16 protein-coding genes are annotated in these 13,651 nt (G+C 47.8%); 8 read left to right on the top strand and 8 right to left on the bottom strand.

The features are described from left to right. Nucleotides 1-86 precede the first annotated feature (86 nt). The 3 genes from mnmE to hemJ all read right to left on the bottom strand — a co-directional run bounded on the left by mnmE (nucleotide 87) and on the right by hemJ (nucleotide 3,275). The gene (mnmE, locus tag IE094_RS05865) at nucleotides 87-1,382 is read right to left on the bottom strand and encodes a tRNA uridine-5-carboxymethylaminomethyl(34) synthesis GTPase MnmE (RefSeq protein WP_189639653.1); all 1,296 of its coding nucleotides are present in this window, start codon (nucleotides 1,380-1,382) and stop codon (nucleotides 87-89) included. A 28-nt stretch (nucleotides 1,383-1,410) separates the two neighbouring features. Beyond that, a complete protein-coding gene (rho, locus tag IE094_RS05860) occupies nucleotides 1,411-2,682 on the bottom strand; it encodes a transcription termination factor Rho (protein WP_189639652.1) in 1,272 nt (423 codons plus the stop codon). A gap of 143 nt (nucleotides 2,683-2,825) precedes the next feature. Further along, complete coding sequence (hemJ, locus tag IE094_RS05855; protein WP_189639651.1) at nucleotides 2,826-3,275, bottom strand: protoporphyrinogen oxidase HemJ; 450 nt, start codon at nucleotides 3,273-3,275, stop codon at nucleotides 2,826-2,828. Nucleotides 3,276-3,744: 469 nt separating this feature from the next. Between hemJ and IE094_RS05850 the strand changes: the two genes are divergently transcribed. From IE094_RS05850 to dnaQ, 4 genes are read left to right on the top strand one after another with little or no spacing between them, the layout of a single operon-like run. Then, nucleotides 3,745-4,344 carry a Maf family protein gene (locus IE094_RS05850; RefSeq protein ID WP_189639650.1) on the top strand — a complete coding sequence of 200 codons (600 nt, stop codon included), beginning with the start codon at nucleotides 3,745-3,747 and terminating at the stop codon, nucleotides 4,342-4,344. Continuing rightward, nucleotides 4,341-5,162: a shikimate dehydrogenase gene (locus tag IE094_RS05845; protein ID WP_189639649.1), complete on the top strand. Its 822-nt coding sequence runs from the start codon at nucleotides 4,341-4,343 to the stop codon at nucleotides 5,160-5,162. Before IE094_RS05850 ends, IE094_RS05845 begins: the two co-directional genes overlap by 4 nt. Further along, a complete protein-coding gene (coaE, locus tag IE094_RS05840) occupies nucleotides 5,159-5,752 on the top strand; it encodes a dephospho-CoA kinase (protein WP_189639648.1) in 594 nt (197 codons plus the stop codon). Before IE094_RS05845 ends, coaE begins: the two co-directional genes overlap by 4 nt. A 2-nt stretch (nucleotides 5,753-5,754) precedes the next feature. After that, nucleotides 5,755-6,447: a DNA polymerase III subunit epsilon gene (dnaQ, locus tag IE094_RS05835; RefSeq protein WP_189639647.1), complete on the top strand. Its 693-nt coding sequence runs from the start codon at nucleotides 5,755-5,757 to the stop codon at nucleotides 6,445-6,447. Between the two features lie 45 nt (nucleotides 6,448-6,492). Here the strand turns inward: dnaQ and secB are convergent, their stop codons facing one another. Then, complete coding sequence (secB, locus tag IE094_RS05830) at nucleotides 6,493-6,963, bottom strand: protein-export chaperone SecB (protein ID WP_189639646.1); 471 nt, start codon at nucleotides 6,961-6,963, stop codon at nucleotides 6,493-6,495. Between the two features lie 60 nt (nucleotides 6,964-7,023). Beyond that, nucleotides 7,024-7,506 (bottom strand): FxsA family protein, encoded by a 483-nt coding sequence (locus IE094_RS05825; protein ID WP_189639645.1) that lies wholly within the window; start codon nucleotides 7,504-7,506, stop codon nucleotides 7,024-7,026. Between the two features lie 110 nt (nucleotides 7,507-7,616). Between IE094_RS05825 and IE094_RS05820 the strand changes: the two genes are divergently transcribed. Genes IE094_RS05820 through IE094_RS05810 form a run of 3 tightly spaced genes read left to right on the top strand, consistent with a single transcriptional unit; the run spans nucleotide 7,617 to nucleotide 9,933 of the window. After that, entirely contained in the window at nucleotides 7,617-8,282 is a 666-nt protein-coding gene (locus IE094_RS05820) for a Tim44/TimA family putative adaptor protein (protein WP_189639644.1), read from the top strand. Beyond that, entirely contained in the window at nucleotides 8,279-9,337 is a 1,059-nt protein-coding gene (gene mltA, locus IE094_RS05815) for a murein transglycosylase A (protein WP_189639643.1), read from the top strand. Before IE094_RS05820 ends, mltA begins: the two co-directional genes overlap by 4 nt. A 2-nt stretch (nucleotides 9,338-9,339) precedes the next feature. Continuing rightward, nucleotides 9,340-9,933, top strand: coding sequence for a Smr/MutS family protein (locus IE094_RS05810; RefSeq protein WP_189639642.1), 594 nt, complete (start codon nucleotides 9,340-9,342; stop codon nucleotides 9,931-9,933). A 3-nt stretch (nucleotides 9,934-9,936) separates the two neighbouring features. Here the strand turns inward: IE094_RS05810 and mmsB are convergent, their stop codons facing one another. From mmsB to hslV, 3 genes are all read right to left on the bottom strand, one after another. Next, a complete protein-coding gene (gene mmsB, locus IE094_RS05805; protein ID WP_189639641.1) occupies nucleotides 9,937-10,809 on the bottom strand; it encodes a 3-hydroxyisobutyrate dehydrogenase in 873 nt (290 codons plus the stop codon). A 74-nt stretch (nucleotides 10,810-10,883) separates the two neighbouring features. Next, the gene (gene hslU / locus IE094_RS05800) at nucleotides 10,884-12,191 is read right to left on the bottom strand and encodes an ATP-dependent protease ATPase subunit HslU (protein ID WP_189639640.1); all 1,308 of its coding nucleotides are present in this window, start codon (nucleotides 12,189-12,191) and stop codon (nucleotides 10,884-10,886) included. Then, nucleotides 12,188-12,748, bottom strand: coding sequence for an ATP-dependent protease subunit HslV (gene hslV / locus IE094_RS05795; protein ID WP_189639639.1), 561 nt, complete (start codon nucleotides 12,746-12,748; stop codon nucleotides 12,188-12,190). Before hslV ends, hslU begins: the two co-directional genes overlap by 4 nt. Nucleotides 12,749-12,826: 78 nt before the next feature. Here hslV and IE094_RS05790 point away from each other — a divergent pair, with 78 nt between their 5' ends. Then, nucleotides 12,827-13,651, top strand: coding sequence for a hypothetical protein (locus IE094_RS05790; RefSeq protein WP_189639638.1), 825 nt, complete (start codon nucleotides 12,827-12,829; stop codon nucleotides 13,649-13,651).

Here is a 13,651-nt window from a genome sequence, read left to right as displayed (position 1 = left end):
TCCTATTGTTGTGGTTGCGTTGTCTATACGTCGAAACACGCCTCCAATGGAAGGGGCGAAAAATGTTTCACGTGAAACATTTGCGATTACTTGCCGAGGCAAAAGCTCGAGAAAATTTCATCAAGTAGGTCTTCTACATCAACCTTGCCAATGATTCCGTTTAAACATCCGATACCTTGGTGAAGTTCTGCTGCTGCGATCTCTGAAACTTCGGGGCCCTCTAAAATCAGGCCTCGGCCAGTTTTGAGGAACACCAATGCCTGTTCCATGCCGATTCTATGGCGTTCACGAGTCGCAGTCTGTGCAAAAGCGGCTTTGTTTGAAAGTGAAGAATCGATGATTTTGATAAGTTTATCAATACCTTGGCCTGATTTTCCCGAAATTTGCAATCCCTCAGAGCTTGCTGAGATATCAGACTTGCCTATTGCTACGATATCATCGACGAGAGGCGTCATTTTTAGATCATCGATTTTACCATTTTCTGTCAAAAACACGCGAAGGTCCGCCGCTTCGGCACGTTGCCGCGCCAAACCAACACCGAGCTGTTCGACCTGATCTTGGGTTTCGCGAATACCAGCGGTATCAAGTAGAGTGACCGCAAGTCCGTTAATGTCCATGCGCACCTCGATCACATCGCGGGTGGTTCCCGCAATTTCAGATGTGATCGCTGCTTCGCGACCCGCAAGCGCATTGAGGAGGGTTGATTTACCAACATTTGGTTTTCCAACAATTGCGACCTCGAATCCATCACGAATCCGTTCAGCGGCAAAGCTACCTCTAATTTCTGATTCTAAATCCGCGCTCACGCCATCGATCAAGGATAGGACTTCTGGGCTGACATCGGTTGGGATATCTTCGTCGGCAAAATCAATCGTCGCTTCGATCAACGATACGGCGCGAATCAGATCGCGGCGCCATCCGTTAACCTTGTCAGACAAAGCACCCGTCATCACATTAGATGCAAGTTTTCGCTGTGCCTCGGTTTCAGCATCAATCAGATCGGCGAGCCCTTCGACTTGAACCAAATCAAGGCATCCGTTTTCCAATGCCTTGCGTGTGAATTCACCGGGTTCAGCCATACGTGCATTTTGGTGGTTTCCAAGAATGCGAAGCAGGGCGGATACCACCGCCGTTGATCCATGACAGTGGATTTCAACAACCTCTTCACCAGTAAAGCTCGCACCTTTGGCAAAGGTTAAAATCAGAACCTCGTCTATAAGTTCACCACCAGATTTAAATTTACGCAATGAACGATCTGGGGTTTTTAACCCGTTTCCGACAAATTCTTCGACCAGTGCCACAGCACCACGACCAGACAGGCGCAACACCGCGACACCAGCGCGACCCTTGGCGCTGGCGAGTGCAAAAATAACATCTGACATAATATTAACCCGTTGTTTTAAAACGAAATTATGTATTCATCGAATCAAAGAATTCACTGTTTGATTTTGTTTGTTTTAACTTACCAAGCAAGAATTCGATCGCATCTGTTGTCCCCATTGGGTTCAAAATACGACGTAAAACGAAGGTTTTTGCCAGATCCGCTGGATCGACCAACAAGTCTTCCTTACGCGTACCAGATTTCAAAATATCAATCGCTGGGAACACGCGTTTATCTGCAATCTTACGATCCAGAACGATTTCAGAGTTACCAGTGCCTTTGAATTCTTCAAAGATGACTTCGTCCATGCGCGAACCCGTATCGATCAACGCGGTCGCGATGATCGTCAACGAACCGCCTTCTTCGATATTACGCGCCGCACCAAAGAAACGTTTTGGGCGTTGCAATGCGTTGGCATCCACACCACCGGTCAAAACCTTGCCCGACGATGGCACCACGGTGTTAAAGGCACGACCCAATCGCGTGATGGAATCAAGTAAGATCACAACATCACGTTTGTGTTCAACCAGACGTTTTGCTTTTTCGATAACCATTTCCGATACAGCAACGTGACGAGTGGCGGGTTCATCAAATGTAGATGACACAACCTCGCCCTTTACAGAGCGCTGCATGTCGGTCACCTCTTCTGGGCGCTCATCGATCAACAATACGATCAGATAGCATTCAGGGTGGTTCTTTTCGATGCTCGCGGCAATATTTTGCAAGATAACCGTTTTACCCGTGCGCGGGGGTGCCACGATCAACGAACGCTGTCCTTTACCAATCGGAGAAACCAGATCGATAACGCGTGCCGATTTATCCTTGATCGTCGGGTCTTCGATTTCCATCGTCAGACGTTCATCAGGATAGAGCGGGGTAAGGTTATCAAAATGAACCTTGTGTTTCACCTCTTCTGGATCGGAGAAGTTAATCGATGTAACCTTTGTCATCGCAAAATAACGCTCGGCGTCTTTGGGTGAACTGATCCAGCCCTCGACCGTGTCGCCTGTGCGCAATGAATGGGTGCGGATCATTTCAGGGGAAACATAAATATCCTCTGGTCCCGCAAGATAGTTTGCTTGTGGTGAACGCAGAAAACCAAACCCGTCTTGCATGACTTCTAAAACGCCATCACCCGATACTTCTGCGCCTTCTTCTGACATTTCTTTCAGAATGGCGAACATCATTTCGCCCTTGCGCATCGTGCTCGCGTTTTCGATTTCCAGCTCTTCTGCTTGTTTCAGCAAATTCGCCGCTGATAACGCTTTTAGCTCTGACAGGTTAATTTTATCGTTTTCCATTAGTCACATCCATACAGATCATCACGTACCGTATTGGCACATGGGAATATTTCATTTTTGAGGAACGGTTTATACTTGCGGTGGGAGACACCAAACCGTGTTTCCCAATCCATACGTGAAACACAGGGTCAGAGTCAAACCGTTTAAAACGGACGTACGATCACCATGATAACAATGATTATCATTAACACGGTCGGCACCTCGTTTAACATACGATAGGCTTTGCCAGAATAAGGGCGCTGACCAGCGGCTAACAGCTTTCTTTGTTTACTAAGGAAGCCATGAAATCCTGACATCAAAATCACCGAAATTAATTTGACCCAAATCCAACCTTGGCCCCAATCAATGATCCCAGGCGTCATCAGCATTAATATCCCACAAATCCAAGTGACCGCCATTGCAGGATTAATGATGCGTTTGATTAATAAATATTCCCAACGCACCAATGTTTCATCCGCATTGATATGCGTAGGATCTGTTTCAACATGATACACAAATAATCTGGGAAGATAGAGCATTCCAGCCATCCAAGAAATCACTGCAATTACATGTATCGATTTTACCCAAGGATAAATTGTTGAAAGAATATCCATTTTCTAAGCCTGATTAAGAGAAGGTCTTTCTTCCTATCTATAATAAATAAGAAAGAAAGAGAATTGTTGTTGTTGTAGATACCCATGAATATCGTGGATCAAATTTTATGCACAGTTTTGCGCACAAAATTTGGAATAATACACTATGTGGATTAAATATCTCCATTGGTTTGTAAAATGAACTAAAAAGATTATTTATCAGTAAGTTAAATCATTAATATTTCTGTGGATAAACTTGGGATAAGTCCAAATTTATAAACTATCTACGATTCCATGATTGAAAATATTCAACGTTATTCATTGTGTGTGAAAAACCGAATGTCGGGGAATGGTACGTGGATTATTTTGGATTGTTTAAATCCATTCACGTTGTTCAAATTTCATCTCTGTTTCATACATCGGTTATCCACAGGGTTGTGAGGATAAAACTGTACTTCATCTCTATGATTTCCGTGGCTATAACAGCGCGATGAAACACACTGTTATTCTTGCCTCTGGATCGAAAACCCGCGCTGATTTATTGCGTTCCGCTGGGGTATCTTTTGATGTTATCCCTGCAAAAGTTGACGAAGCCGCAATCAAGGCATCGCTATTGTCAGAGGGTGCAAAGCCAAATGATATTGTTGATGCGTTGGCTGAATATAAGGCGCTTCGTATTGTTGGCAAACATCCATCGGGTTTGGTCATCGGATGTGATCAGGTTTTGGTTTGTGAAAATCAAATATATGACAAGGCAACGACATTGGCCGAGGCGCGCGAAAAACTTTTGTCGCTGCGCGGCAAGCCACATCAATTATTATCGGCGGCTGTGATATTTGAGGATGGAAAACCTGTGTGGCGCACCGTCGGTCGTGCACAGCTTTTTATGCGTGAATTTTCAGATGAATTTCTGGATGGGTATCTTGCACGTGGCGGCGAGGATTTATTGCAATCGGTTGGGTGCTACTTTTTGGAATCCGAAGGTGTTCAATTATTTTCGCGTATCCAAGGTGATTATTTCACCGTGCTTGGCTTCCCTTTATTAGAGGTGGTCGCTTTTTTGCGCACAAGAGGAGTGATCGAAACATGATCAAAGCGGGTGTAATCGGTTGGCCAATATCCCAAAGCAAATCGCCAATTATCCACGGCTATTGGTTGGATAAACACGGGCTTGATGGCAGCTATGAAAAAATTGCGTTATCTCCTGATGAATTTTCAGATGGTATCAAGCGATTGATTGATGATGGTTACGCGGGTGTGAATGTGACCGTACCACACAAAGAATCCGCATTGGCGATTGCGGACAATGTATCAGATCGTGCTGACAATATTGGTGCTGCTAATACGCTGGTTTTTCAGAACGGAAAAATTCATGCAGATAACACCGACGGCGAAGGTTTCATCAATAATGTGATGCAGCGTGCGCCCGAATGGAATGTTGGCGCGGGTCCGGCATTGGTGTTGGGCGCGGGGGGGGCGGCGCGCGCGATCCTATCTGCATTGATCGAGGCAGGTGTGCCGGAAATTATTTTGGTTAACCGCACACGAAGCCGTGCCGAAAATCTGGCGACACATTTTGGGCGCCGCGTGGTTGTGGCGGATTGGGCAGATGCCGCACCTGCGTCGGTTGCTGTTTCAACGGTGGTGAACACAACGTCGCTTGGAATGGTGGGCAGCGATCCGTTGGAATTTTCTTGTGCCAATCTGAACCCATCAACATTGGTGACGGACATTGTTTATAATCCACTGGAAACCGAATTATTAAGAAATGCAGCGCAACAGGGTTGTGCCACCGTGGATGGGTTGGGCATGTTATTGCATCAGGCGGTGCCTGGGTTTGCGGCGTGGTTTGGCGTACGCCCCGTTGTTGATGAAACGCTACGCCAACGTGTATTGGATGCGCTATGAGCAAACTTTATGTTTTGGGGCTGACGGGTTCCATTGGAATGGGAAAAACGACCACGGCGAATATGTTTCGCGATGCACAGATTGCTGTGTGGGATGCGGATGCGGCGGTGCATGAATTATATACATCGCATACTGATACGATTGAAAAGATCGCCGCGCTCGCACCCATTGCGGTGGATGGCGATGGTGTAAACCGTGATCGGTTGCGCAATGTGTTACAGGCGGATACGTCACTATTTGCGAAACTGGAAAAGATCGTGCACCCCGCCATTCGTATGCACCGCGATGCGTTTTTGGATAGATGTCGCGAATTGAACCTACCACTTGCTGTGGTGGATATCCCGCTTTTGTTTGAAGCGGGTGCGGATGAATGGGTGGACGGTGTGTTGGTTGTGTCAACAACTGTGGATGAACAACGCGCCCGTGTATTGAAACGTGGCATGGATGAGAAATCATTCGAAATGATCCTGTCGCGCCAAACCCCCGATGCAGAAAAACGTGAACGCGCAGATTTTGTGATTGAAACGAATTCACTGGAACAGGTTCAATCAGACGTGCATAATTTAATCGAACAATTGACCAAGGATTAATCATGCGCGAAATCGTTTGGGATACGGAAACAACTGGTTTTGATCCAGCATCGGGTGATCGGCTGGTTGAAATTGGTGCGGTTGAATTGCATGAACATTTGCCAACGGGGCGTGTGTATCACCAATATATCAACCCCGAACGCGATATGCCCGATGACGCGTTTCAGGTGCACGGGTTATCGATTGATTTCCTAAAGGATTACCCAACCTTCAAAGAGGTTGGTCAGGCATTTTTGGATTTCGTGGGTGATGGCGTGTTGATTGCGCATAACGCCAACTTTGATATGAAATTTATCAATGCTGAGTTGGGGCGTGCAAATTTGCCAACGATCCCCATGTCGCAATCATTGGACAGCCTTGAATTAGCGCGGAAAAAATTTCCAGGTGCACAAAATTCATTGGATGCGCTTTGTCGTCGCTTTGGTGTTGATAATTCATCGCGTGAAAAACACGGCGCGTTGCTCGATTCCGAAATTTTGGCAGAGGTATATTTGGAACTTATCGGTGGTCGTCAGCCTGATTTTTCACTGAATGTTGTGGCGGGCACCGATACACAAGTGAAGCAATCCGATTGGGTGGCAAAGCCGCGTGAAACCCCATTGCCCAGCAAACTGACGCCAGATGAAATTTCCGCACATGCTGAATTTATCGGCAAAATTGGTGATGGCGCGTTGTGGAATAAGTTTTCAAAATAAAAGGGTGGCCAAATTGACCACCCTTAAAATTCGCAAAACGACTAATTAGTTTTTTGTCGCTTCTTCTGCAGCGCGGCGTTGCAGCTCTGAACGGTACAGCGCCAGATAATCGATGTTGTCCACGTTCAGCGGAGGGTATCCACCATCTGCGGTCACATCGCGCACAATGCGGCGCATGAATGGGAACAACATGCGTGGGCATTCGATCATCAAAAACGGATGAAGCTGATCTTCGGGTACGTTTTGGATCACAAACAGACCCGCATAATCCAATTCCATCAAGAATACGGTTTCGTCATCTGTTTTCGCAGAGACGGTCAGTTTTTGGATAACTTCGTATTGATCGTCGCCACCTTTGCGCGCATCAAGATTAACTTGAACGCTGATTTCAGGCTGAACAGATTTGCCGATGTTTTTTTGGGCTGCGATATTTTCAAAAGACATATCGCGAATGTATTGATTTACGCATTGCATTGACGGTGCTTGTGGCGCCGCCGCTTCTTCATTTTTAGCCATCAGATAAGCTCCGTTTACAAAATTCAGCCTGTGTCTAACAACTATTCAATCAATGGACAATCAGTGTTTCGTCCAACCTGAATTTCCAGGGTCTTGGTCATCGTCAATGACACTGAAATCTCCCTCAACCGTGTTGCTTGGTTCGCGCTGTTGGGGTTGTTCGGGTTGATTGGAATAGATGTGCACATTTGCAGAGTTTAGCATCTTGGCGCCACCCCATTTGATGATCGCGGCGCGAACAGGTGGGATCAACAACAAGATACCAACTGCATCTGTGAAAAACCCTGGGGTTAACAACACGACGCCTGCGACTAGGATCAGCGCACCATTGACCATTGGGTTTACGGGACTTTCGCCGCGCGCCATGCTGTTTTGCAATTGCCCCATGACGGCAAAACCTTGGCTTCGTAATAATGCAGTACCTGCAAAAGCAGTTAAAATCACGATCGCAAGAGTTGGCCACAGCCCCAAAAACCCGCCAACTTGAATAAACAGAGCGATTTCAATGATCGGAACCAGCACAAGGATTAAAAATAGCCACATGGGACACCTCAATTTTACGTCAGTTTAGTGGACTAAGCCCGCTATGTGACTTAGATAGGAGCAAAGGGCGCGATGCAACAGGGTGATTGCGCAAATGTGAAGAGGTTAAAATGGGCTCTGCAAGTACACAACTGATTGTATTGGCGATTATCGCAGTGTTTCTGATACTGAAATTGCGCAGTGTTTTGGGCACGCGGGATGGATTCGAACCAAAAAAGGATCCAACGGCAAAATCAGCCGCGGCTGATCGCAAAGGTCCAAACCTGACGGTTTTGGATGGCGGTGTCGATGCCGATATCGCGGATCATGTTGATGTGAAATCAATGGCCGGCAAGGCATTGGCCGCAATGAAACGCGCAGAACCATCATTTACCGTTGATGAATTTTTGGCAGGGTCACGCCAAGCCTATGAAATGATCCTGATGGCATTTGAGAGCGATGATTTGGAAACATTGAAAATGTTCCTGTCAGAAGACGCCTATGAAAGCTTTAAGTCCGTGATCGATGCCCGCCAAGAACAAGGGCTAAAGGTTGACGCGCAATTCGTTGGCATTCGTCAAATGGAACTCAAAGACGCAAGTTTCGATGGGTCCACCAAAACGGGTGAAATCACCGTGTTCTTTGAATGTGAATTGACGTCTGTTGTTAAAAATGAAGCGGACGAAATTATCGAAGGCGATAAAACCTCAATCAAACGCCAGCGTGATGAATGGACATTTGCACGCGCCATGGGCAGCGATGATCCCAACTGGGAATTGGTTGAAACGGGCGGATGATTGTTGCGCGCCTGATCGTTGGACTGGCGTTGGTTTTCACGCCAGCAAGTGTTCACGCAGACACGCCCGCTGATGGCGCGTCATTTCGTAAGGTTCCGTTTTCCGCGCTGAAAGGCTGGGAAACGGATAACCACACTGCCGCACTTAAGGCATTTCAAAAAACATGTTCCAAGGCACGCACAGCGCATTTTTTTGATGCTGATGTTTGGAAACCGATTTGCCATATCGCAAAATCAAATCCAAATGCGAAACAGTTTTTTGAAACCCTGTTTCACCCTGTGCTTGTCGGCGAAGACGCGGCAACAATGTTCACAGGATATTATGAACCTGAAATTGCGGGGTCGCGCACGCGCGGGGGTAAATTCCAACATCCGATTTATCGCATACCTCCCGAAATCAAACAGGGCATGGTGTGGAAAACACGCGCGGAAATCCAAGCGGGAATTTTGGATGGGCGGGGTTTGGAAATCGCCTATCTTGCCGATCCTGTCGAAGCGTTCTTTTTGCAAATCCAAGGTTCGGGGCGGATTAAGTTCCCCAATGGCAACGGCATCCGCGTTGGCTATGCTGGGTTTAATGGGCATAAATACAAATCGATTGGCAAAGAATTGGTGCGTCGTGGTACGATGAATATTCATCAGGTTTCTGCGCAAAAAATCAAAAACTGGGTGCGCAAAAACCCCGCCGCTGGGAAAGAGTTGTTGGCACATAACCCAGGCTTTGTGTTTTTTCGCGAAATTAAATCGTTGAACAAAAACGATGGGCCCATCGGTGCTATGCAAGTGTCGATCACGCCAGAACGATCTGTTGCGGTTGATCCGATTTATACTCCGCTTGGCGCGCCTGTATGGATTGATAAGCGCGGGCGCGATCCGATGCGCCGCTTGATGATCGCCCAAGATGTCGGTTCCGCAATCAAAGGTTTGCAACGTGCGGATATTTATTATGGCACGGGCAAATCTGCGGGAACAATCGCGGGGCGCACGCGATCAAGCGGACGGATGTTTGTATTATTACCGCTAGAGGCCGTGCGCCGTCTGTTCCCAGAGGGTTAGAAATGGCGCGGGGGAAAAACAAAGGGTTAAGTAACGATGACATCGCGATCTGGAAACAGATTGCAGACGGTGTGAAACCCCTGTCACCGCGCAAGGTCATTCCAAAACCGATAAAAACGGCCAAAACATTGCGGTCAACAACACCCATAACGCAATCACCAATTCAGCCGTTTCACATTGGTGATAAGGTTGTGGAAACACGCAAGGGTTCTGGTCCCGATTTTCGCGAGGCGCCCGCCAAAACATCTCCCAATATGGACAAGCGCAATTTTCAACGCTTGTTGAAAGGTAAAATGGAAATCGAGGCAACGCTTGATTTGCACGGCATGACATATGATCAGGCGCAAAAGCGCATCACGATGTTTATCCGCCAAAGCCATGTCGCGGGGTTGCGGATGATATTGGTGATTACGGGAAAGGGGCGCACGCACGGCGTTGATGAATTCAACCGACCAAAGGGTGGCGTGTTACGTCAGAGCCTGCCTGATTGGTTGCGTAGCCCTGCATTGAACCATTTGGTGTTACAGGTGACACCCGCACAACAACGTCACGGTGGTGCGGGTGCTTGGTATGTTTATTTGCGTCGGCTACGCTAACTGTTAGCCACGCCCAAGTTTTGAAAACCGCGGCAGCATTGCGGAAAAATCCATGCCAAGCCCATCTTCGTTATCGACAAATTGCGTATAAAGATCGGTTGCTGCTTGTCCCAGTGGCGTTGCGGCGTCTGCACTTTCTGCCGCTTGTTGTGACAGGCGTAAATCTTTCAACATCAATTCAGCGGCAAAGCCAGGTTTGTAATCATTGTCGGCGGGGCTGTCTGGGCCAACACCTGGTGCGGGACAATATGCGTTCATTGACCATGAATACCCAGATGATGTGGAAACAACATCAAACATTTTTTGACGATCAAGGCCAAGTTTATCGGCCAACGCAAATGCCTCGCAGGTGCCGATCATGGTGATGCCAAGGATCATGTTGTTGCAAATTTTCGCCGCTTGGCCCGCACCGCTTTCGCCGCAATGCACAGATTTCTGCCCCATGATTTCCAACAATGGGGCCGCCGTGGCAAACGCATCTGCGCCACCACCCGCCATGAATGTAAGCGTGCCGTTTGTTGCACCACCAATGCCACCCGAAACAGGCGCATCAATCGCGCCAAGCCCTGCGGCATTTGCCTGATCTGCAACTGCGCGCGCGGAATCAACATCGACTGTGGAGCAATCGACAAACACAGCACCTGATTTCATCGCAGGGATAATTTGATCCGCAACCGCACGCAAAATTGCACCGTTGGGCAACATGGTGATCACCACATCAGCACCGTTTGCGGCATCTGTAGCCGTATCAACCGATGTTACGCCATCAATTGTAACACCTGCCGTGTCAAAGCCAGCCACATCATGCCCAGCCACCGCCAGATTATGCGCCATTGGTCCGCCCATGTTGCCAAGCCCAATAAACCCGATTTTCATGTTAACCTCTCCCATAAATTTGAGAGAACCTTAGGCTTTGAAATCAGTTTGGCAAGATGGCGATTGACGCAGGGTTACAAAACATACCGTGAAACATCGGTGGCCTTGGCCAGTTCGCCCAGATGCTCTTCGACATATGTCTTATCAACGGTGACGGTTTCGCCTGATCGATCTGGTGCGGTAAAACCCAATTCTTCGAACACGCGTTCAATGATTGTGTACAATCGACGCGCGCCGATATTCTCAACTGATTGGTTTACATCGGCGGCGATTTTGGCGATGGCCTCGATACCGCTTTGATCGAACTTTACATCCACGCCTTCGGTTTTCATCAAGGCTTCGTATTGACGCGTTAATGCGTTGTCGGTTTCGGTTAAGATACGCACGAAATCCTGTTCGGTTAAGGCGCGCAGCTCGACACGGATCGGCAATCGACCCTGTAATTCTGGCAACAGATCAGATGGTTTTGCAATGTGAAACGCACCCGATGCGATGAACAAAATGTGGTCGGTTTTCACAGGGCCATGTTTGGTTGAAACTGTTGTGCCCTCGATCAACGGGAGCAAATCACGTTGCACGCCTTCACGTGATACATCTGCACCGCGTGCATCTGCGCGTGCACATACCTTGTCGATTTCATCCAAGAATACGATACCGTTTTGTTCAACGGCTTCGACGGCCTCTTTCGTGACGGTTTCTTGATCGACCAATTTGTCGGCCTCTTCGGTGATTAACAATTTATATGATTCCGAAACAGTTAATTTGCGACGTTGTGTACGCCCGCCACCGATTTTGCCCAACATATCGCCAAGGTTCATCATGCCCATATTGGCACCGGGTTGCCCCGGGATTTCAAACATCGACATCGGATTTGCGTTATCTGCAAGATCCAGTTCGATTTCTTTGTCATCCAACATGCCATCGCGCAATTTTTTGCGAAACATATCGCGGGTTTTATCACCAGAATCTTCGCCACAAATCGCATCCAAAACACGCTCTTCGGCGTTGCTATGGGCGTTGGCCTTTACGGTTTCACGTTTGTCTTCGCGGATCATAATGATGGCTGCATCGATCAGATCACGTACGATCTGTTCCACATCGCGGCCAACATATCCTACCTCTGTGAATTTGGTCGCTTCTACCTTGAGGAATGGTGCCTTGGCCAGTTTTGCCAAACGGCGGCTGATTTCGGTTTTACCAACACCCGTTGGCCCGATCATCAGGATGTTTTTTGGATAGACCTCGTCGCGCAGATCGTCATCCAACAATTTGCGGCGCCAGCGATTGCGCAGTGCCACAGCAACGGCGCGTTTGGCATCGTTTTGTCCGATGATAAAACGATCAAGTTCAGATACGATTTCACGTGGTGTCAGGTCGGTCATTTGTTTATTTTTTCCACTGTCATATTGCCATTGGTGTAAACACAGATTTCTGCGGCGATTTCGAGCGCACGTCGTGCGATTGTTTCAGCGTCTTTGTCGCTGTCCATTTGGGCGCGTGCAGCGGCCAAGGCAAAATTGCCACCAGATCCGATTGCAGCAATATCGTTTTCGGGTTCCAAAACATCGCCCGCACCCGTGATTACAAATAAATCGGAACCATCGGTGACGATTAACATGGCCTCTAGATTGCGCAGATATTTATCCATGCGCCAATCCTTGGCCAATTCAACAGATGCCTTTGCCAATTGCCCTGGGGATGCTTCTAGTTTTGCCTCGAGACGTTCCAACAGGGTGAATGCATCGGCGGTTGATCCTGCGAACCCACAGACCACATCAAACCCACCAGGCGAAATACGGCGCACCTTGCGTGCGGAGCCTTTGATAACGGTTGGTCCAAGGCTGACTTGGCCATCGCCTGCTAAAACGACTTCGTTTCCCTTTTTCACACCGACAATGGTTGTGCCGTGCCAGCCCGGGAATTTAGTTTCTTCGCTCATAAGATTGCCTTTCGTTTGGCCAAGTTATACGAATCCTTACAAGCGAAAACAACGCCTGTTGCAAAGGGGCATATTCACGTGGATTTGGTAAACCTGCAATTGCCACCCAACACAGATATGGATTCAGTGCCATTTCTCAAGACCTGTCGCGATGTGTTGCGTGATGCGGGGCTTCACGTTTTGGTGTCTGATGGGGGTTTGGGCGATGGGCTTAACCTAAGAATTAGTCACGCTTTTGGTGGGTTTTGGTTGATTGATCGTTGTTTGCCGCGTGGCGAAACCACATTGTCAAACACCGCATTTGATCATCATTCGATTGATTTTGAAACGGCGTCAAAGTTTTATGAAATGCAATGCGCAGAAACGATCAAACCATTCAAACACCCTTTTGGATTTGATGATTTTGTGTTGGCGGTCTTGGGTGAAAATCTGGGCCTGATTGACAGTGGTGCCGCCGTTGATACCGCGCGCATTATTTCAGATGTGTTGGAAATGGAACCAGAGCGACAAGTGGTTATTCACGGTGTCACAGGCAGTGAACTGGATCATGAAAAATACACATCCATTCGCCAGTTTGATTTGAATGATCGGGTCAGCTTTTCCAACGCGCCAATTGATCGGTTGTTGGATGCCTGTCGATATGTGGTAACCCAAAACCACGCCGTGAATTTACAGGCGATGTTTCACGCCAAACACACGGTGCAATACGCAAGGTCTGCGTTTCACCACATTAGCCGCAAGGTTTATGAGGATGAGCGTTTGCGCAAAACGTATAACCGTGCGCGTCGTGATCGGCCAGAATATCAAAAATATATTTACTGGCTGTGTCATGAACATCTGACAAATGAAAATGACCCACACATTGTGCGGGCCATTTTAGATCGTTGTCGTACGTTTGGCTGA

The organism is Paramylibacter ulvae, from assembly GCF_014652655.1.
Classification (GTDB): Bacteria; Pseudomonadota; Alphaproteobacteria; order Rhodobacterales; family Rhodobacteraceae; genus Amylibacter; species Amylibacter ulvae.
The sequence above is the reverse complement of the archived record's forward strand: the minus strand, read 5'-3'. Positions and strand labels throughout refer to the sequence as shown.